The organism is Parviterribacter kavangonensis (genome assembly GCF_056863335.1).
In genome coordinates, this window is sequence record NZ_JBXPJA010000003.1 from 503041 (window position 1) to 520682 (window position 17642).

Here is a 17642-nt window from a genome sequence, read left to right on the forward strand (position 1 = left end):
GAGCGGCGCCGTCGTCATGCGTGAGGACGTCTGATGGCGGCGCTCGCCACCACGCTGCACCGCCGGCCCCGTCTGCGGCTCTCTCTGCTGCTGGCGGGGCCGGTCGGCTGGCTGGTCATCGCGTACCTCGGCTCGCTCGCCGTGCTGTTCGTCGCGGCGTTCTGGAAGCTCGACCCGTTCTCGGGCCGCGTCATCCACGAGTACGGGACGCAGAACTTCGAGACGCTCGTCAACTCGGGCGTCTACAAGGACATCGTCGTCCGCACCGTGGTGATCGCGGCGCTGGTGACGATCGCCGACGCGATCCTCGCGTTCCCGATCGCGTTCTACATGGCGAAGGTCGCGAAGCCGCGCGTGCGCGCGCTGCTCGTCGTCGCCGTGCTCGTCCCGCTGTGGTCGAGCTACCTCGTGAAGGTCTACGCGTGGCGGACGATCCTCAGCGAGGACGGGATCCTCAACTGGGCGCTCGACCCGATCGGCCTCAAGGGGCCCGGCTACGGGAACGTCGCCATCTGGCTCGTCTTCACGTACCTCTGGCTGCCGTACATGGTCATCCCGATCTACGCGGGGCTGGAGCGGATCCCGAACTCGCTCGTCGACGCGTCGAGCGACCTCGGCGGCGGCACGTGGCTGACGTTCCGCCGCGTCGTGCTGCCGCTGGCGCTTCCGGCGGTCGTGGCCGGGTCGATCTTCACGTTCTCGCTGACGCTCGGCGACTACATCACGCCGCCGCTCGTCTCCAAGACGCAGTTCATCGGCAACGTCGTCTACACGAACGTCGGCGTGGCGAACAACCTGCCGCTCGCCGCGGCGTTCGCGACGATCCCCGTGATCGTGATGATCGTGTACCTCCTGATCGCGCGCCGGCTCGGCGCGTTCGACGCGCTGTGAGGCTGAGCCGCGGAGCACGCATCGCGCTGCGGATCGGCACCGCGATCACGCTGGCGTTCATCTACATCCCGCTCGCGGTGATCGTCGTCTACGCGTTCAACAAGGCGCGCATCCAGTCGTGGCCGCCGCCCGGGCTGACGCTCGACTGGTTCGACAAGGCGGTGCACAACCCGGGCGCCCGCGACGCGCTGTGGATGTCGATCAAGGCGGCGTGCGGGGCGACGGCGCTGGCGCTCCTGCTCGGGACGCTCGCGGCGATGGCGGTCGCGCGCTACCGCTTCTTCGGGCGCGAGACGATCTCGTTCCTCGTGCTCCTGCCGATCGCGCTGCCGGGCATCGTCACCGGCATGGCGCTGAACGCGACGTTCCGCGAGGTGCTCGAGCCCTTCGGCGTGTCGCTCGGCCTCTTCACGATCATCGTCGGCCACGCGACCTTCTGCATCGTCGTCATCTACAACAACGTCGTCGCGCGGATGCGGCGCACGTCGATGTCGTTCGAGGAGGCGTCGATGGACCTCGGCGCCACCCAGTTCCAGACGTTCCGGTTCGTGACGTTCCCGGCGCTGCGCAGCGCGATGCTCGCGGGTGCGCTGCTGGCGTTCGCCCTGTCGTTCGACGAGGTCATCGTCACGACGTTCACCGCGGGGTCGGAGGAGACGCTGCCGATCTGGATCCTCACGAACCTGTCGCGCCCGCGGAACCTCCCGATCGTCAACGTCGTCGCGGTCTTCGTGATCCTCCTCTCGTTCATCCCCGTGTACTTCGCGCAGCGGTTGACGCGCGAGGAGGACGGCACGCCGGTCGCCGTCGGCACCGCCGCCGCGCATTGACCGCGGCGCCCTTCGGGCGTAGCTTCGTCGGCCATGAGCGCATCCGCACGAGTGCTCGTCGTCGCGCACAAGACCGCGGCGACGCCAGCGCTGATCGAGGCCGTCCGCGAGCGCGCCGCGCGCGGGGACGCGACGTTCACCCTCCTCGTCCCCAAGTCGGTGCACGGCCTCGATCGTGTGGCCGATCCCGAGGACGTGACGGTCGACGAGGCCCAGCAGGTGATCGAGCTCGCGCTGCCGATGCTCGAGGAGGCGGCGGGCCGGCCGGTCGAGTCGCTCGTCGGCGACGCCAACCCGCTGAGCGCGATCGAGGACGCGGTGAACGCCCACGGGTTCGACGAGATCATCGTCTCGACGCTGCCGAAGCGGGTGTCGCGGTGGCTGCGGCTGGACCTGCCGCACAAGCTCAACGGGCTCGGGCTGCCCGTGACGACGGTCATCGCGCGCGAGCGCGCGGAGGTGACCGCCTAGGTCTTCGGGTCCAGCCAGCGCCGTGTGAGCGGCGTGGCCGTGAGCCCGTGCAGGACGATCGAGACCATGACGACGGCGGCGACGGTCCAGAACACGGTCGTCGCCTCGTCGCGGTCGAGCACCCCCTCGCGCACGACGAACGCGGCGTAGAACAGCGCCGCGACGCCGCGCACGCCGAACCAGCCGAGGAACAGCCGCTCCTTCGCGCTCATCAGCGTGCGGTCCGCGAGCGGGACGACGAGCCCCGGACGGATGAGGAACAGCAGCACCGGCGCGAGCAGCCAGCCCGCGACGCCGGGGACCTCGAGCCGGTCGAAGGTGACGAGCGACCCGAGCATGAGGATCACCGCGAGCTCGAGCAGCTTGCCGTAGCCCTCGGCGCCGTCGTGGACGCGGCGGTTGACCTCGTGGCCGAACTCGTAGTGGCGGAACGCGAAGCCGGCGACGAACACGCCGAGCAGCCCGTAGCCGCCCGCGGCCTCCGTCGCGCCGTAGCTGACGAGCGCGGCGGCGAGGCCGACGTACTGGTCGAACTCCGGGGCGAGGAAGCGGCGGTTGCGCAACCGGACGGTGCCGCCGGCGATGGCGTAGCCGAGCGCGCCGCCGATGAGGACGGCGACCCCCGCGGCGTAGAGCAGGTCGACCGCGAACCACGAGCCGAGCCAGCCGCCCGCCTCGTCGTCGTGCTCCGCCACGAGCAGGCCGAGCACCACGAACGGCGACGCGAGCCCGTCGTTCATGCCGGCCTCGGTGTGGAGGCTGAAGCGCGGCTCGGAGGACTCCGTGTTCTCGCCGGGCGCGCCGAGCCCCACGTCGCCGGCGAGCACCGGGTCGGTCGGCGCGAGGATCGCGCCGAGCAGGATCGCCGCGCCCACCGACAGCCCCATCGCCCACACGCCGAACAGAGCGACGAGGCCGATGGTCAGCGGCATGACGACGAGCAGCAGCTTGGCGACGTTGATCCACTTGCGGGCGCTGATCGAGCCCTCGACGGCCAGGCCGGCGGCGAAGACGGCGACGACGAGCGCGAGCTCGGTGATCCGCTCGATGACGAGGCCGTCCTCGGCGAACGGGTCGAGCGGGGCGATGTCGAGCACCTCGAGCGCGACCGCGCCCGCGATGCCGAGCACGAGGTAGACGACGGTCGCCGACCACGTGCGGTCGTGCTCGTGCGAAAGCGCGGCGACCGCCACGAACATGACGGCGCCGACGAAGAGCAGCCCCAGGGCATAGGGCTCGAGCGCGTCCCAACCGGGCGCGAGAGCGACAGGCACCGGCTGGGACTACCCAGCGGCCGCGATCATCGCGGCCGCATCGTCCGGACGGCGGTGCTCAGACCGGCGCCTTGCCGCGGCCGCGGCGGCCGGCCGAGCCGCTCTTCGACACGGCCTTCTGGGCCGAGTTGAACGGCTTGGAGAACAGGCGGCCGAGCGGGCCCGGCGCCTTGCCCCCGGCGCGGCTTCCGACACCCAGCGGCTTCTGCCCGCCCCGCTCCACGTGCCGCGACATGCGCGGGAAGAGGAAGGCGAGGATCAGCAGCAGGATGCAGAAGGCGATGACAGCTCCGATGATCATGGAAGGGTCGTACCCGCTGAGGGCACCTCTCCTCCCGTCTTCCTGTCGAGGCTGGCGGCGTGGCGCTCCGTCGAGCGCGCGATCTCCAGCAGCTCCTGCTGCAGCTGGATCGTCCGCTTGAGCAGCGGCACGATCTCCGCGGGCACCGCCTCCGCCGCCGCGGCGCCCTTGGCGACGAGGTCGCGTTGGCGCACTTCACCGAGCACCGACGTCGAGCGGACGAGCAGGCGCCGCAAGCGGTCCTGACGGAGGAGCTCGTCGGTGACGTCGCCGACGGGCTGCAGCCGGACGGCGAGGTCCCTCACCGCGCGCGTCGTCGCGCCGACGTCGGCGTTGAGGAGGGTGCGCGAGAGCGCGCCGACCTCACGCGCGACCTCGTCGGCGCGGGCGTTGCGCAGCTCGCGCGCGAGCGGGAGCAGCGTGTCGGCGAGCGCCTCGCCCTTGCGGCCGACCCGCCGCAGGCCGGGCTCGCTGTCGCGCAGGTCCTGCACGAGCGGCCGCGCGTCCTCGAGCAGCGGCAGGGCCTGATTCGCCTGCCGCACGGCGGTTCGCAGCTGCGCGTCGACGGTCGTCTGCTGATCGCGCTGCAGCGCGAACTGCGCGACCAGCAGTCCGAGCTGCAGCGTCGCGAACGCGGCCAGGACGATCCACGCGGTCCGCGGGAACGTGACGCGGGCAGGGGCAGTCGAGGGGGTGGGATCGGGCACCGGCGCACGCCATACCCCGTCAGCGCCGGTCTAGTCCGCATGCGCCATGTCCGCGCCGCCCGCGTCTAGTCTCCGCGCCGTGCGTGTCGGCGTCGTCGTCCCCATCCACGGCTGGGCGCCGTACCTGGCCGAGACGCTCGACGGGATCCTCTCCCAGGACCCGGCGCCCGACGACGTCGTGGTCGTCGACGACGGCTCACCGGAGCCGATCGCGCTGCACGTGGAGCACGCCGCCCGCTGCCGCCTCGTCACGCTGCCCGAGCGCGGCGGCCTGCCGGCAGCGCGCACCGCGGGGGTCGCCGCGCTGCGCGACGTGCCGCTCATCGCGCTCTGCGACGCCGACGACGTCTGGCGGCCGGGGAAGCTGCGCGCGCAGCTCACCGCGCTGCGGCGCCGGCCCTCGGCGGCGGCCGTCCTCGCCCGCGCGGAGATCATCGGCCCCGACGGACGCCCCACCGGGGAGAAGTGGCCGCTGCCGCCCGCCCGCCTGCCGCAGCTCTTCGAACGCAACCCGTACGCGGTGTCGGGCGCGCTGCTCCGCGCCGACACCGTGCAGCGCGCCGGCGGCATCGCCCGCGGAACGCCGGCGGTCGCGGACTGGGACCTCTGGCTGCGGCTGCTCGGGGCGGGGGAGACGCTGACGGTCGCGCCCGGCGCCGTCGTCGCCTACCGCCGGCACCCCGGAGCGATGAGCGGCGACATCGCCGCGCTCGCACGCGAGCAGCTCGCGCTCCACGAGACCCACGCCGCCCTCGTCGACCCCGCCACTCGCCGCCGCGTCGAAGCCGCCGACCGCCGCGCCCTCGCCGCCGGCCTCATCCGCGAGCGCCGCTGGTCCGCCGCCCGGGAAGAGCTCGACCGAGCCGCCGCCCTCGAAGATGCCTCCGCCCGCCTCCGCCGCGCGCTCCTCTCCGTTCCCCTCGCGCGCGCGGCGATGGGCCGCCGCGACCCGTTCTAGCGGCGCGGGCGCAGCGTCATCGGCAGCCCACCGCGCGGCCCGATCGTCGGCGCCTGGCGGATCTTCAGCGCGTAGCCCGGCTGCAGCTCGAACCGCCCGGCCTGCAGCAGGAGGATCGCGAGCGCGCGGACCTCCGCCTGCCCGAACCGCATCCCGATGCACGTCCGCGACCCGCCGCCGAACGGGACGTACGCGCCCTTCGGCAGCGCGGCCTTCCGCTCGGGCGCCATGCGCTCGGGCCGGAACGCCTCCGGGTCCTCGAAGACGTCGGGGAGGTGATGGCTCGCCCACGAGCAGTACTCGACGAAGACGTCGCCGGGCACCCGGTGGCCGGCGAACTCGAACGGCTCGACCGACCGGCGCGGGCCGATCCACGCGGGCGGGTACAGGCGCAGCGTCTCGTCGATCGCCATCTCGAGCTGCGGCAGCGCGGTGCCGGAGAGGTGCTCGACCGCGGGCGGATCGCCCCCGAGCACGTCGTCGAGCTCACGCTCCACGACCTCGGCGGCCTCCGGGTTGCGGGCGAGCTCGTAGAAGAGGAACGCGACGGTCGAGGTCGTCGTGTCGTGCCCGGCGAAGAGCAGCGTCATGACCTCGTCGCGCACGTGCCGGTCGTCGAGCGCGCGGCCGTCCTCGTCGCGGGCGTCGAGCAGCAGCGACAGCAGGTCGTCGCCGCGCTCGCCCGTCCGCCTGCGGTCGGCGATCTCGGCGAAGATCACGCGGTCGAGCAGCCGCCGCGCGCGTTGCATCCGCCAGAACGGCGTGCCCGGCCCACGCATCGTCTGGAGGAAGTAGTCGCGGCTGTAGAACCCGAGCCCCTCCTCGAACGCGTGCGCCATGTCGACGCCGCGCGTCGCCCGGTCGGGGTCGAGCCCGAAGAGCGCGCGAATGGCGATCCGCAGCGCGAGGCGGCGGGTCCAGCCGAAGAGGTCGACGGTCTCGTGCGGCTGCAGCTGCCCCACGCCGGCGGTCGCCTCGTCGAGGATCGTCCGGCTGGCGGCGGCGATCCGCTCGCGGTGGAACGCGGGGAGCATCGCCTTGCGCGAGCGACGGTGGAAGTCGCCGTCGATCGTCAGGAGCCCGTCGCCGAGCAGCGGGATGAGGTCGCCGAAGTGCCCGTCGCGCCAGCGGAAGTTGTCGGCGTGCGAGACGAGCACGTAGTGGTTCGCCGCCGGGCCGAGCATGAACACGATCCGCCCGTGGAAGATCCGCAGCGTGAAGACGGGCCCGTAGCGCTCGTAGGCGTCGAGCAGCATCGGCAGCGGGTTGCGCGCGGCCTGCTGCGTGCGCTTCAGGCTCGGCTTCGTGTCGCCGGGCGGCCACGGCCCATCCGCGTCGCGCTCCATCCGCCAGTCCGCGGCAAGCCGCTTGAACGGGTTCGTCGAGACGGGAGGAGGCGGGGACAGAGCCATCCGCGCCGGATCATGACACCGCGGTACCAGGCACCTCGGGGCGGAAGAGGCAGGGCCGGGGAACGGGAACGGCCCGCGTCCGGGGCGCGGGCCGTTCTGTCGGACACCCGCCGCGTCATGCGGCCGGGCGGTCCACCGGTCGCCCGTGAGGCGGTTGGGCGACCGGCGTTCGGGCGTTGATCCCGTCCCCTACCGCCGGGCGCCCTCCGTCTCGTCGCCGCCACGCCGTCCCGCCTTCGCGGCGAGCCGGTCGACCCGCTCGCAGGAGCCGTTCGGCTCGGCCGCCGTGGCGTCCACGATCACGTCGTCCAAGTCCAGGACCGCGACGTCGTTCCCGTCGCCGCAGTCGATGCGGTCCGCCTCGCCGTCGCGGGCGCGCAGGACGTCGTCGCCGGCCTCGCCGTGCAGCTCGTCGCCGCGACCGTCCGTGTCGCGCGCGTCGTCGGCCGCTCGCGCCTGCAGGACGTCGGCGCCGTTTCCGCCGAAGAGCACGTCCGCGCCGCGGTTGCCGTCGAGACGGTCGTCGCCGTCTCCGCCGGAGAGCCGGTCGTCGCCATCGCCGCCCTCGATCCGGTCGCGCCCATCATGGCCGTCGATCACGTCGTGGCCCGCGCCGCCGCGCAGCCGGTCGCCGGCGACCAGGCCGCTCAGTCCGCCGTCGATCCGGTCGTCGCCCATCCCGCCGTCGCCGACGTCCGCGCCCGGACCGCCGTCGAGCGCGTCGTCGCCGGGACCGCCGACCACGACGTCGTCGCCCGGACCGCCGTCGAGCGTCGGGTCGTCGCCGAAGCCGCCGAAGACGCGATCGTCGCCGGGCCCGCCGAAGACCGCGTCGTCGCCCGAGCCGCCGAGCAGCGTGTCGCGCCCCTCGTCGCCGTAGACGAGGTCCTTGCCGCCGAGCGCGTCGACGAAGTCCGCGCCGCCGCCCGCCGACACCACGTCGACCTCGGCCGTTCCGACGATCCGCTCCGGGCGGTCGTCGCCCGTCACCGCGGCGCCGAACGCGAGCGTGGCCGCGGCCAGGGAGAGAGCGATCACGCCACCCGTGAAGGGCAGCAGGGTGACGGGTCGAGGGCTTCGCATCCGCAGCAAGCAGAACACGCCAACCGCGGGCGGGTTGCGCCGCGATCCAGGCGCTATCCTCAGGCCTCCCGTCGAGGGGGCGTAGCTCAGTTGGTTAGAGCGCCGGCCTGTCACGCCGGAGGTCGCGGGTTCGAGTCCCGTCGCTCCCGCCTCGCGGACCCCCAGCAAACGCGGCGAGTTCGTCCAGAGACCCTCGGTGCGCGGTCCGGACCCCTGGCCCAGAAGCGGCCCAGACGCGTCAGGCATCGCCGGCCTCTCGGTGCCCACCGTGCCGACGCTCAGCGTCGAAGGTGTCTAGGCGGTGAGCGATCGCGGCTCCGGCCCCGTCGAGCAGCCTCCCGTAGTGCCGTTCGATCATCCGGACGCTCGTGCCCATGATGCGCGCGAGCTCGAACACTGAGACTCCCGCGGCGAGCGCGTCGCTCGCGAAGGTGCTGCGGAGGTCGTAGACGCGCGCGGGCCTGCGCGTCGCGGACGCCTCGATCGCCGGGGCCCACTCGCGGCGGCGCCAGTTGTTCAGATTGAGGACAGAGCCCTTCGGCGCGGGGAAGAGCAACGGCGTGTCGAGCCGGGTCGGCAGCGCGTCGAGCGCCGCGATGGCTCGCCGGGACAGCGGGACCTCGCGACGCGCTCCGTCGGTCTTGCCGAGCGGCACGACCTCTCCGCCGCTCACGGTTCGCTCGATGCGCAGCACGCGGCCTCGGCGGTCAACGTCCCGACGATCGAGCGCCTGCCACTCCTCGGGCCGCAACCCGGTCGCCGAGACGAACATCGGCAGCGGTGCGTACGCGGGCGACAGTTCGGCCTCGATCGCCTCGAGCTCGTCGGGGGCGAAGACCCGAACTTCGCGCGGGGACGGCTGACGATTCTGACCCGCCAGCTTCGCGGGGTTGCGGCTTATGTGGTCCCACCGCACCGCTGCCTCGAGGGTCTGCCGAAGGGCCTGCACGATGCCGTAGCGGCTGCGGTCGGGCAGCCTCGCCTGCCACGTCGCGATCTCGCCCGCCATGCGCTCAAGGTCCCGAAGGGGCACGTCGCCGAACGCGGTGCCCGCGTACCCCAGCCGCTCGCGAAGCGTGTCGATCGTGCGCGGCCGCACCGATGCCTTGCGACGCTCCAGGTAGCGCTCGACGAACTCGGCGAGATTGATGTCCGGCGCACTCGGTGCGTCGCCGCGGAGCCGCGGCTCGATCACGTCCCGGTAGTGAGCAAGCGCTGCCGACTTCGACCGGAAGGGGCTCTTGCGGCGCTGCGCTCCGTCGGCCTCGCGGTAGCGCAGGCCCCAGCGGTTTGGACCGAGCCGGTACGCGTGGCCTCGCTGGATGGGCGGCATGATGCCTCCTCGACTTCAGGGGTTGGTGACGAGCCCTATGGTGGCGTGCGGGCGGCGTCCTCCGGGGTTGGTGACACTCCTCGACTGGGCGTCGCCCCGCTCTACGAGCCACGCCTCGAGCGAGTCCTCGGGGAAGCGCACCGCCCGGCCGGGAAGCGTGAGCGACGGCGGCCCCGTGCCCTGGCGCCTCCAGCGCAGCACCGTCTCGCTGCTGACGGCGAGCCGGTCCGCGACCTCGCGGGTCGTGAGCAGCCGGCCGGTCATTCCGCGCCGAGTCGGTCGGGGGCTGTGGAGATCCAGTGCATTCCCGGTGTCCGTCCGCCCCGGTGCCAGCCGGGGCGCGAAGCACCGTAAGTGCCGGTCGTGTCGAAATCGGGGCCGTACAAGCGCGAACGCCCGCCGTGTTGCGGGCGGGCGTTCGGGACGGTTGGCGGCCGTCGGGTTGCCGGGAATGCGCTTCGGCCGTGCCGATGCTACGTCGGCGCGACCAAGATGTGCTTGGTTTGCAGGGCCTCTCGCCCCACGTCTTGCCGCCCGCGCGAGAGAGGTTTGGATGGAAGTGAGTGTCCCGTCGGCGCCGACGAGCGCGTCGACTTCGTGGAAGTCCATCTCCATCGAATGCTCCTCGTTGGACTCGACACCCTCATGAGGGCTGGCGGTCAGCTCGGGAACTCGTCGAACTCGCCGACTGGAGCGCGGCTCGCGGAATGCGGATGTCGCGACGTCCGCGAGAAGCTCGACGGGAGCCCTCGATCCGGCGGCCGCAAGCGGACGGCGCGCCGTCGTCAGGGAGAGGTTCGCGGGCTCGCGTCCGCCGCCGAGTTTGGATCGCCTCGTGACTCTCGCGCGCGCCGCGCCTGTGCGTCGAGTTCGACGCACAGGCCCGCTGCGAAGGGAACGGCCTCGTCGGAGAGGCCCCCTTGGAGCAGGTGGCGCAGCAGCAGGCGCGGCCCGCCCCGGCGGCGCTTCTTGAGCCCGTTGGGTGGCCGGGTCGCGGTCTCAGGCATCCGCTCGCAGGGTGTCGTCCCCCGATCCGGCGCCGGGGAGCGAGCTACTCGGTGATCAGCTCGCTCCGGACCTCTTCGGACGAGGGCACATGCAGACCCTCGAACCGGCAGAGGTACAGGAACTCGGCGATGTCGCGCGCGATGCGCTGCTCGCGCTCGACGGGGTCCTCGGGCAGGACTGGACACCCACCCGTCGCAGTCCAGAGATCGCGATGAGCCCCCGTGATCACGGCATCAGCATGGCCGGTGCGATCGAGCGCTCGGTGGACGATGACGTCGCAGGCGTCAAAGCCACTCCGGCGTGATGCCCAGCACCTCCCACCTGTCCCGCCACTCGGCGACCTCGTCCGGTTCGATCGCCCAGTGCGTCGACGCCGGGTTCTTCGGCCGCGCGCCGCCGTGGCGCGCCTTGTACGCCTCGAATTCCTCATGGACGTGGTTCTCCAGCCACCACTGGGGGATGATCCAGAAGTCCGCGGCCCGCCCGGGCTCCGTCCCGATGTCCACGAGGACCCAGAAGTGGCTCTCGGCCGGCTGCTCCGTCCGCGGTTTTCCGATGGCCGTCGACGCCTGCCACTTCACGCCGGACATCGTCTTCACCTGGATCGTGACGGTGCGCTCCTGCTCGACGTCGCTCGCGAGCAGGTCGATCTGCGGCATGTTGCCGCTGAACGTCACGGCGTAGCCGCCCCGCCGGTGGATCTCCGCGGCCACGAGGTGCTCGCCCGCCTGCGCCTTCTGCTGCGGGTTCAGCTTTGGCATGCCACGACATTAGGGGCCCGTTCGCGACCGCGCGTCCGTAGTGCACCGCCCATCGCCCACGCGATGGGCGAGCATTCGCGGCCGCCGCTCACCGGACGGGCCCACAGCTCGACCCGTCGCCCCGGAAGACGTCCCAGCGCGGGCGACTGTGCACTTCCTCGCGTAGGGTGCCGCGCCGTGTTACGGACATTCGGTGTGGTGGTGGTGACGGCAGCGGTGCTGCCGGGATGCGGCGAGACGGCCGGCGGCGAAAGCGACCACAGCGGCGAGGCGTCGAAGCCAAGCCGCGCCGACGACCGACCTGGCAACCCGGCCGCCTACAAGCGCATCCGGAAGATTGGTCGCGTGTGAGGTAGGAGTCCGCCCCCCTTCGCGGTCGCGTGTGAGGTAGGAGTCCGAAGTCCTGCGCGAAGCTTCAGGCGGAGTTCGACCAGGCGATGGACAATGCCGAGGCCCGCGAGCCCGGCTCCGAGCAGCGCACGTGGAGCGAGGGCTACGCCGAAGCCGCGGACGAGAGGGTGCGCAAGCTCAACTGTTACTAGACGTGCTCGCCCTCCGGCTCACACGTCGCACGCAAGCTTCGCTTTGGTCTGCGCGGTCTTCAGCCGCCTGAGGGCAGCCTTCATGGCCCGGCGACGCGCAGGCGTCTTCCGCTTGCCGTACAGCCGCTTTGCTTTGCGATAGGCGCTCCATCGCTTGTTCTCTTGCGCGGCCCAGTAATCGCACTGAGCCGCCGTGTCGCTGACCATGCTCGGCGCGGGCGCGGGCGCGGGCGCGGGCGTGGGCGTCGACCTCGCCTTGATGACGATCGTGAAGACCGGCGACTTGTAGTAACGCAGCGTCATCACAGGCGTGGAGTAGTCGCTGTAATGGCCGTGCGCCTGCCAGTAGTACGTGCCCGGAGCGTCGAGCCACTGTCCGCCGCGGGTGCCGCCCCGGTTCGATTGGCCGCGGTAGATCCCCGGCGTTGCGTCGCTCTCATACAGGCCGAAGAAGTCCACCACGAAGTCGTCCGCCAGCGTGCCGTCCTGCCCTGCGACGTTCTGCGTCGCAACCTCAATGTTGGGGCTGAAGGCCCCTCTCGCCCTAATGCTGTCGGTGATCTCCCACGCGATCGGAACTCCGTTCCGGACGTCGAAGCTAGCGCCGTCCTGAGGGCTGAAGGAACCCATCGGAAGCGGTTCGTTGTAGTCCTGCGCCGCGGCGGCTGCTGGCGTGAGAGCGACGAGCGCGAGGGTCAACATCGAGAGCCAAATCCGTGGGCGCATGCCGAGGACCGTAAGCATCGCGTGCACACCAACACAACTGACCGTTCGTCCACCGTTTGTGGATGGTCTGCGTGCAGGGGCCGCCAATCGCTCACCGGTTCAGCGCCGCCCACCAGCGCTCGCGCGTCGCCTCCGAGTCGTCGGCGTCGAGCTCGCCCCAGCGGTCCTGCGGGTGCGGGTGCCAGCCGTCCGGCATCGGGGGAATCTCGCGCTTGAGGCGGCGACGCCCGACGCGCTCAAGCGTTCGGATCGCTGAGATCTTCACCGCCACCCCGCGGCTCGACCGCGGGCGGCTGCGCGCCAGCCGCTCCAGCTCGCGCAGCGTCCGCTCGTCGAGGACGCCGGCCGCGCCGCCAGGGGGGTCGGAATCGCGATCGTCTTCTTCCCGCTGACCCACGCCGCGGTCCTGCATAACGCCGTTATCCACCTGAACCCTCCCCCCCTTCCTTCCTCGTGGCACGTCCGAGGCATGCCGTCGCTCTGGCTGCTGTGGCACGACGGCACTCGCCACGTTGGCACGTCGAATCGAGACCGACACCGGGCCTGACGGGGTGAGGTTGATTCGTTAACACGACGCCTTGACGAGAGCTGCCACGGTCGCGGAGAATCGTCCCTGCCGCACCGGACCCTGAAGCACACTGGCAGAGTCATGGACTGGACCTCGCTGGTCACGGCTGGGCTCCGCTGGGCTCCCTGGGGCAAGGCTTCGGCAAGGCTCACGATCCCGCCTCTTCAGCCCGGAGGGGCGGGATCCGTCCCGAACTCCGCTCGGCGGCCTCTCTCCTTAGTCACCGCGCCTTCGCGCTGCGCGTTCGGCGAGCATTCGCTCTTCCATCTCGGCCGTCCACGGCTTCCCCGCCGCCCGGCGACGCGCCGCGACGTCGGCCACGATCCGGTGGTCGCGCTCGACCTCGGCTGCCTCGGCAGCTTCTCGCCGGCGGTCGAGCTCTTGCTGCTGTCCTCCCAGGGACCGCTGCGCGATCGCTCGGTCCGCGTCCGTGAACAGGCCGCGGATCGGGTCCACCGCGTTCGCGACCATCTCCTCGAACGAGATGTCCAGCCGGTCGGCCTCGAGCAGCGCGCTCCAGCCCTCGGAGTCACCGGGCTTGCGAAGGACGGCCTGGATGTACTGGACGAGCGCAGGACCGTCGTCCGCGCGCTCGTTGACGGCGCGCGTCACGTACGGACCCCAGTAGTTGGAGCCGTCGGCGTTTGTCACGCGCGGATCGTCACGCGCCGCCTCCAGGCGGCGGCGGATCTCAGCGAGCAATGCGCGGTGCGCAGCGTCCAACTGAGCGCAGCCTACGCGAATGGACAGCCCCCGCGACCCCTAGATGGCGATCGATCTATGCAGCGTCGCCCCAAGCTCTCCTTGAGCCTGGGGGTGGGCTCTATGCAGCCCGAGTCACGCCTCAGGGTCCTTCGCCGAACTCGGCCTCGATGAGTCGCGCTCGCTCTGCAAGTCGCTCAAGAGCCAGCTGATCTTCGAACTCGCGCTCGACCCGGCGCGCCCGGCCGAGCAGCGGGTCGATCGGACCGCCGAGGGCCTTCACCATCTCGTCGTGCATGCCTTGTCTGATCCGCTCCAAGTGCGAGGGGATGCGTCGGGTGTCGGGATCCTCCGTCGCCGGCCAAGGGCTCGAGGCGGGGTCCCTTGAGCGCCGATCGAAGAGCCCCATCGCGTGTTCCCTGTCACGCAGGTCCGCCATCGTCGGCGCCTGGTGCACGGACTTGGCACCCGTCGTCCTCGTCTTGGGATTCGCGGGGCACGGCGTGGCGCTCACCTCGAGCAACTCCGCAACCTCGGAGATCTCGACTACCCCGTCGGCGCGGCGCCGCTTCTTGGGTCCCCGGAAGCCGACGCTCCACGCGAGCGCGCCGCGCTGGACCATCCGCCAGATGCGGCGGCCGGTCTGGTCGCCGGTGTCGATCTGCCCGCGGAGCCAGAGGCCCTCCGCGTCGACCCAGAGGTCGTTCGGCATGGCGAGCCCGATGACGCTGTCCGGGTGGTCTACGGCGTGGCTGTAGAGCACTGGGAGCGGCCGGCCGTTCTCGCGAAGCGTCGCGAGGGCGCGGTCCCAAGCGCCTACGACGAATCGCTCGCCCTGGCGGTCGACGCACCAGGTCGCGACGAGCGCAACGAACGCGCCGGTCGTCTCGTCGGTCGCCTTCGCTGTCGCCTCCGTCACGGCCGCCTGCTTGACGAGCACGCCGTTGGGTCTGCCGTCTTTCGCACGCTCACGAGCGAGCTCCGCGACGCGGTGCCGCCCCGTTGGAGCGCTCAGCACGGCGTCCAGCCTCGCCTGCATCTCCTGCATCAACGCGCTCATGCCGCGCCTTCGATGTGCTGCTGCACCTGCGATCCACCGGCTGAACTGACGCCCATCGTTCGAAGGACTGTGTCGAGCGTCGCGAGTTCGTCCGGCCGGGCTGGGTCTGCGTAGTAGGCGCCCTCTGCAACGACGGGTCGACGATGCCAGCCGAGCGCGGCGAGCGCAGCGTCCAGCGCTTCGCGAGCGGTCTCCGCGTGGCAGCGAGCTTCCTCGACGGTGGCTTCGGCCGCGATGAGAGCGCGATACGCGTTAGCGACGGCAATGGGCCCAGCCGTCGAAGTGCTCCCATGGAGCCGGCGCTGGATGGTGTCGGAGTCCGAGCGTGCTTCGCGAGATCTGCCGGTGCTCTGCATGTCATCAGCATGCGTCACTGTCCGACCCTTCGCAACCCATCTCGCAACGACAGATGTCGAAGAGAAGCCGCGAAGCTAAGCGGTATTCAGACGGAAAGCTGGCAACAGATGTTCTTGACACAGATGTTGGCGACTGCTGTCATGTCGTCCATGCCTGCACAGGACGACGCACGCGAGAGGGAGATGCGCACCCTCTTCAACCTCAAGCGCAAGGACGGCGCCGGGCGCTCCGACGAGGACGCCCTACTCGAGCTCAAGGGAGCGGCCATCCCCGAGGAGTTCCGCGGGATGACGATCGACTTCGAGTTGAAGTCGTCGACCGGCGGCCTGCCGGACGTCTCGACGGTGCGCGACATGGGGCTACACCACATCGAGAAGTGGCGCCGGCTTCACTGGATCATCGGCGTCTACGACCGCAACTCGAGCGGCGATCAGGAGCTGCAGTACTGCCTATACGGGAGCCCGCAAGCCATGGCGGCGTGGTTCAACCAGAAGGCCGAGTACATCGCCCCGGACGTCGCGCTCGAGACGTGCGTGCCAGCGCTGCTCACCGACGAGACACTGAGCTCGGTGCTCGGCGACGCGGAGCAGTTCACGCCCGAGGACGCCAAGAGGCTCATGAAGAACCACTTCAAGGCTGCGGACTACCGGGCGGCGGCCGATCTGCCGGGCGGCATGTTCTCCCGCGCGGCCATGCTGGACATGCTGCGCCGGCGGCTGGCCTACGTGATCCACCGCGGGTCGACGCTGAACAACCCGCACATCCCGCCGAGCTACTTCGCAGGCTGGGAGCGGATCACCGACGATCACGCGGCGCGCCTCCGCGAGCTCGTCGTGGAGTCGCTCAGCGACGCCCACGGCGTCGAGCTGGCCGCGTAGCATCTGCCGACCTCGCCTAGGGCCCCTTAAGGGGCCCGAGCGCGGTCGATCCGGAACTCCTCATAGGGTGCGCGGCGCATGGCCGACGTACCCGCGACCCTGTTCGACCACCAAGGCGGCACCGCCGCTCCGTGGTACCAACCGCGCGACCTGACGGAAGAGCAGCGCGCCTTCTTCCGCGACAAGGCGGTCAGGTCCCGCCTCGCCAAGATCGCGGCACTGGAGAAGGAGCACGACGCCTCCGAGCCGATGCACCGACCGTCGCTCGACCCCGCGGCGCTCATGCCCCGGGTCGCGCCGCATCTGCTTCCAGCGCTGTCGCTGTTCTCGGGCGGCGGCGGACTCGACCTCGGATTCGAGCGTGCGGGCTTCGCGCACGTCGCTTCCTTCGACACCCTCGACGCCGCCGGCGAGACGCTCCGCGAGAACCGCCCGAGCTGGACCGTGCGGTCGGGGGATGAGGGCGACGTCCGCGGCGTCGACTGGACGGCCTACCGGGGCGAACTCGCCGTCCTCCACGGCGGCCCCCCGTGCCAGCCGTTCAGCTCGGCAGGCAGGCAGCGCGGCCACGAGGACGAGCGCAACATGATCCCCGAGTTCGTCAGGGCCGTGCGGCAGGCGCGACCGCTCGCGTTCGTGTGCGAGAACGTGAGAGCGCTCGGCGGTCCGAAGTTCGCGCCATACCTCGAGAAGGCGTTCTTCGGCCCGCTTGGCCGCCAGTACAAGATCGCGCGGTTCCAGCTCAGCGCGCATGAGTTCGGCGTCCCACAGGTCCGCCACCGGGTGTTCTTCGTCGGCTTTCGCCGCGCCGACCACCTGAGCCGGTTCCGAGTGCCCGGACCGACGCATCGGGCCGACCACCTCCATCGCGGGCCGGCCGCGCCCGTCGACGAGACGGGATTGAAGCGGACGATGGGCGTCCGGGAGGCGCTCGGCCTGCATCCGGTCGGCGTCGACTCACTCGCGCCGACGGTGCGCAGCACGCTCACGGGGCCGCGGCACACGACGTCCGTGCTGAGCAGCACGGCTGCGCAGCGCGCCTGGGCGGCGATTCACGTGTGGCCGAACGGCGTCGCCAGGAGCCGTCTCGCGGCGCGCCGGTTTCCGACCGAGAACGGTCACCACCGCCTGTCAGTTCCGGAGGTCGCCCTGCTACAGGGGTTCCCGTCGTGGTGGACGTTCCACGGCGCGGTGTACATGTCGCTCGGCCAGATCGGTAACTCCGTGGCGCCGCCCGTCGGCTACCACGTCGCGCTCGCCGTCGCGCGTGCGCTCGGATTCGGCCCGGCGAGCTAGCGTCTGCGCGGTGGGCGATTCGCCGCCGCCGAGTAGCTACGTCGCGCGCCGGACCATGGAGGCGAACCGGCGGGCGAACACGAAGCCCGAGCGGCTGCTGCGCTCCGAGCTCCACCGTCGCGGCCTGCGCTTCCGCAAGGACTCGCGCGTGGAGGCGGCGGACCGCCGCGTCCGTCCGGACCTCGTCTTCGCCGGCCCGAGGGTCGCCGTCTTCGTGGATGGCTGCTTCTGGCACCGCTGTCCCGAGCACTCCACCGAGCCACGCGCCAATGCCGACTTCTGGCGGGAGAAGTTCAGCCGCAACGTTTCGCGCGATCGGGCAGACGACGCCGCGCTGCTCGAGGCCGGCTGGACCGTCGTGCGGGTCTGGGAGCATGAGCCCCCGGCGGACGCGGCGGACCGCGTGGAGACAGCGGTTCGCGGCGAGCGCCTTTCGCCGGCCAGGGCTGTCGGCGCGGAGGGACGGCAGGGACGCTGACGTCCC

22 protein-coding genes and 1 tRNA gene are annotated in these 17642 nt (G+C 71.4%); 10 read left to right on the forward strand and 13 right to left on the reverse strand.

What is annotated here, in order from left to right:
• The first annotated feature begins 33 nt into the window (after positions 1-33).
• The 3 genes from AC1UE4_RS22345 to AC1UE4_RS22355 are packed head-to-tail and all read left to right on the forward strand — an operon-like array spanning position 34 to position 2192.
• Entirely contained in the window at positions 34-891 is an 858-nt protein-coding gene (locus tag AC1UE4_RS22345) for an ABC transporter permease (protein WP_482919538.1), read from the forward strand.
• Complete coding sequence (locus AC1UE4_RS22350) at positions 888-1721, forward strand: ABC transporter permease (protein ID WP_482919539.1); 834 nt, start codon at positions 888-890, stop codon at positions 1719-1721. The genes AC1UE4_RS22345 and AC1UE4_RS22350 overlap by 4 nt, the downstream gene beginning before the upstream one ends.
• A 33-nt stretch (positions 1722-1754) precedes the next feature.
• Positions 1755-2192, forward strand: a complete 438-nt coding sequence (locus AC1UE4_RS22355) for a hypothetical protein (RefSeq protein ID WP_482919540.1) — start codon at positions 1755-1757, stop codon at positions 2190-2192.
• Here the strand turns inward: AC1UE4_RS22355 and AC1UE4_RS22360 are convergent.
• The 3 genes from AC1UE4_RS22360 to AC1UE4_RS22370 are packed head-to-tail and all read right to left on the reverse strand — an operon-like array spanning position 2189 to position 4474.
• Complete coding sequence (locus tag AC1UE4_RS22360) at positions 2189-3466, reverse strand: cation:proton antiporter (protein WP_482919541.1); 1278 nt, start codon at positions 3464-3466, stop codon at positions 2189-2191. The genes AC1UE4_RS22355 and AC1UE4_RS22360 overlap by 4 nt on opposite strands.
• Before the next feature lie 58 nt (positions 3467-3524).
• The gene (locus tag AC1UE4_RS22365) at positions 3525-3767 is read right to left on the reverse strand and encodes a DUF6411 family protein (protein WP_482919542.1); all 243 of its coding nucleotides are present in this window, start codon (positions 3765-3767) and stop codon (positions 3525-3527) included.
• A complete protein-coding gene (locus tag AC1UE4_RS22370) occupies positions 3764-4474 on the reverse strand; it encodes a hypothetical protein (protein WP_482919543.1) in 711 nt (236 codons plus the stop codon). The genes AC1UE4_RS22365 and AC1UE4_RS22370 overlap by 4 nt, the downstream gene beginning before the upstream one ends.
• A gap of 79 nt (positions 4475-4553) precedes the next feature.
• Here AC1UE4_RS22370 and AC1UE4_RS22375 point away from each other — a divergent pair, with 79 nt between their 5' ends.
• Complete coding sequence (locus AC1UE4_RS22375; RefSeq protein WP_482919544.1) at positions 4554-5432, forward strand: glycosyltransferase family 2 protein; 879 nt, start codon at positions 4554-4556, stop codon at positions 5430-5432.
• Here AC1UE4_RS22375 and AC1UE4_RS22380 read toward each other — a convergent pair.
• Positions 5429-6844, reverse strand: coding sequence for a cytochrome P450 (locus AC1UE4_RS22380; RefSeq protein ID WP_482919545.1), 1416 nt, complete (start codon positions 6842-6844; stop codon positions 5429-5431). The two genes, AC1UE4_RS22375 and AC1UE4_RS22380, sit on opposite strands and share 4 nt — an antisense overlap.
• Positions 6845-7033: 189 nt before the next feature.
• Positions 7034-7882: a calcium-binding protein gene (locus AC1UE4_RS22385; protein WP_482919546.1), complete on the reverse strand. Its 849-nt coding sequence runs from the start codon at positions 7880-7882 to the stop codon at positions 7034-7036.
• A gap of 120 nt (positions 7883-8002) precedes the next feature.
• Between AC1UE4_RS22385 and AC1UE4_RS22390 the strand changes: the two genes are divergently transcribed.
• A tRNA-Asp gene (locus AC1UE4_RS22390) sits at positions 8003-8076 on the forward strand.
• 89 nt (positions 8077-8165) lie between these two features.
• Here AC1UE4_RS22390 and AC1UE4_RS22395 read toward each other — a convergent pair.
• Together AC1UE4_RS22395 and AC1UE4_RS22400 are read right to left on the reverse strand one after the other, a co-directional pair.
• The gene (locus AC1UE4_RS22395) at positions 8166-9260 is read right to left on the reverse strand and encodes a site-specific integrase (protein ID WP_482919547.1); all 1095 of its coding nucleotides are present in this window, start codon (positions 9258-9260) and stop codon (positions 8166-8168) included.
• Positions 9261-9275: 15 nt separating this feature from the next.
• Entirely contained in the window at positions 9276-9524 is a 249-nt protein-coding gene (locus tag AC1UE4_RS22400) for a helix-turn-helix transcriptional regulator (protein WP_482919548.1), read from the reverse strand.
• A gap of 832 nt (positions 9525-10356) precedes the next feature.
• Between AC1UE4_RS22400 and AC1UE4_RS22405 the strand changes: the two genes are divergently transcribed.
• Positions 10357-10572, forward strand: coding sequence for a hypothetical protein (locus tag AC1UE4_RS22405; protein ID WP_482919549.1), 216 nt, complete (start codon positions 10357-10359; stop codon positions 10570-10572).
• Here AC1UE4_RS22405 and AC1UE4_RS22410 read toward each other — a convergent pair.
• The gene (locus tag AC1UE4_RS22410) at positions 10553-11029 is read right to left on the reverse strand and encodes a hypothetical protein (protein ID WP_482919550.1); all 477 of its coding nucleotides are present in this window, start codon (positions 11027-11029) and stop codon (positions 10553-10555) included. The two genes, AC1UE4_RS22405 and AC1UE4_RS22410, sit on opposite strands and share 20 nt — an antisense overlap.
• A 177-nt stretch (positions 11030-11206) precedes the next feature.
• On the opposite strand from AC1UE4_RS22410, the gene AC1UE4_RS22415 reads away from it, so the two are divergent.
• The gene (locus AC1UE4_RS22415) at positions 11207-11380 is read left to right on the forward strand and encodes a hypothetical protein (RefSeq protein WP_482919551.1); all 174 of its coding nucleotides are present in this window, start codon (positions 11207-11209) and stop codon (positions 11378-11380) included.
• Positions 11381-11589: 209 nt separating this feature from the next.
• Here AC1UE4_RS22415 and AC1UE4_RS22420 read toward each other — a convergent pair whose 3' ends face one another.
• From AC1UE4_RS22420 to AC1UE4_RS22440, 5 genes are all read right to left on the reverse strand, one after another.
• The gene (locus AC1UE4_RS22420; RefSeq protein WP_482919552.1) at positions 11590-12315 is read right to left on the reverse strand and encodes a hypothetical protein; all 726 of its coding nucleotides are present in this window, start codon (positions 12313-12315) and stop codon (positions 11590-11592) included.
• Between the two features lie 73 nt (positions 12316-12388).
• Positions 12389-12694 (reverse strand): hypothetical protein, encoded by a 306-nt coding sequence (locus AC1UE4_RS22425; RefSeq protein ID WP_482919553.1) that lies wholly within the window; start codon positions 12692-12694, stop codon positions 12389-12391.
• 387 nt (positions 12695-13081) lie between these two features.
• The gene (locus AC1UE4_RS22430; RefSeq protein ID WP_482919554.1) at positions 13082-13516 is read right to left on the reverse strand and encodes a hypothetical protein; all 435 of its coding nucleotides are present in this window, start codon (positions 13514-13516) and stop codon (positions 13082-13084) included.
• A gap of 193 nt (positions 13517-13709) precedes the next feature.
• Positions 13710-14627 carry an HK97 family phage prohead protease gene (locus tag AC1UE4_RS22435; protein ID WP_482919555.1) on the reverse strand — a complete coding sequence of 306 codons (918 nt, stop codon included), beginning with the start codon at positions 14625-14627 and terminating at the stop codon, positions 13710-13712.
• Positions 14624-14983 (reverse strand): hypothetical protein, encoded by a 360-nt coding sequence (locus AC1UE4_RS22440; RefSeq protein ID WP_482919556.1) that lies wholly within the window; start codon positions 14981-14983, stop codon positions 14624-14626. Before AC1UE4_RS22440 ends, AC1UE4_RS22435 begins: the two co-directional genes overlap by 4 nt.
• 183 nt (positions 14984-15166) lie before the next feature.
• Here AC1UE4_RS22440 and AC1UE4_RS22445 point away from each other — a divergent pair, with 183 nt between their 5' ends.
• The 3 genes from AC1UE4_RS22445 (at position 15167) to AC1UE4_RS22455 (ending at position 17636) form a co-directional block, all read left to right on the forward strand.
• The gene (locus AC1UE4_RS22445; RefSeq protein ID WP_482919557.1) at positions 15167-15862 is read left to right on the forward strand and encodes a hypothetical protein; all 696 of its coding nucleotides are present in this window, start codon (positions 15167-15169) and stop codon (positions 15860-15862) included.
• A gap of 78 nt (positions 15863-15940) precedes the next feature.
• Positions 15941-17158 (forward strand): DNA cytosine methyltransferase, encoded by a 1218-nt coding sequence (locus tag AC1UE4_RS22450; protein ID WP_482919558.1) that lies wholly within the window; start codon positions 15941-15943, stop codon positions 17156-17158.
• Between the two features lie 10 nt (positions 17159-17168).
• Positions 17169-17636, forward strand: coding sequence for a very short patch repair endonuclease (locus AC1UE4_RS22455; RefSeq protein WP_482919559.1), 468 nt, complete (start codon positions 17169-17171; stop codon positions 17634-17636).
• Positions 17637-17642 lie beyond the last annotated feature (6 nt).

Coding starts and splice junctions, on each gene's coding strand:
- AC1UE4_RS22345 (WP_482919538.1), top strand. CDS start 34: ATGGCGGCGCTCGCCACCACGCTGCACCGCCGGCCCCGTCTGCGGCTC.
- AC1UE4_RS22380 (WP_482919545.1), bottom strand. CDS start 6,844: ATGGCTCTGTCCCCGCCTCCTCCCGTCTCGACGAACCCGTTCAAGCGG.
- AC1UE4_RS22405 (WP_482919549.1), top strand. CDS start 10,357: ATGCAGACCCTCGAACCGGCAGAGGTACAGGAACTCGGCGATGTCGCG.
- AC1UE4_RS22445 (WP_482919557.1), top strand. CDS start 15,167: ATGCGCACCCTCTTCAACCTCAAGCGCAAGGACGGCGCCGGGCGCTCC.
- AC1UE4_RS22435 (WP_482919555.1), bottom strand. CDS start 14,627: ATGAGCGCGTTGATGCAGGAGATGCAGGCGAGGCTGGACGCCGTGCTG.
- AC1UE4_RS22420 (WP_482919552.1), bottom strand. CDS start 12,315: ATGCTTACGGTCCTCGGCATGCGCCCACGGATTTGGCTCTCGATGTTG.
- AC1UE4_RS22400 (WP_482919548.1), bottom strand. CDS start 9,524: ATGACCGGCCGGCTGCTCACGACCCGCGAGGTCGCGGACCGGCTCGCC.
- AC1UE4_RS22355 (WP_482919540.1), top strand. CDS start 1,755: ATGAGCGCATCCGCACGAGTGCTCGTCGTCGCGCACAAGACCGCGGCG.
- AC1UE4_RS22395 (WP_482919547.1), bottom strand. CDS start 9,260: ATGCCGCCCATCCAGCGAGGCCACGCGTACCGGCTCGGTCCAAACCGC.
- AC1UE4_RS22365 (WP_482919542.1), bottom strand. CDS start 3,767: ATGATCATCGGAGCTGTCATCGCCTTCTGCATCCTGCTGCTGATCCTC.
- AC1UE4_RS22440 (WP_482919556.1), bottom strand. CDS start 14,983: ATGCAGAGCACCGGCAGATCTCGCGAAGCACGCTCGGACTCCGACACC.
- AC1UE4_RS22450 (WP_482919558.1), top strand. CDS start 15,941: ATGGCCGACGTACCCGCGACCCTGTTCGACCACCAAGGCGGCACCGCC.
- AC1UE4_RS22410 (WP_482919550.1), bottom strand. CDS start 11,029: ATGCCAAAGCTGAACCCGCAGCAGAAGGCGCAGGCGGGCGAGCACCTC.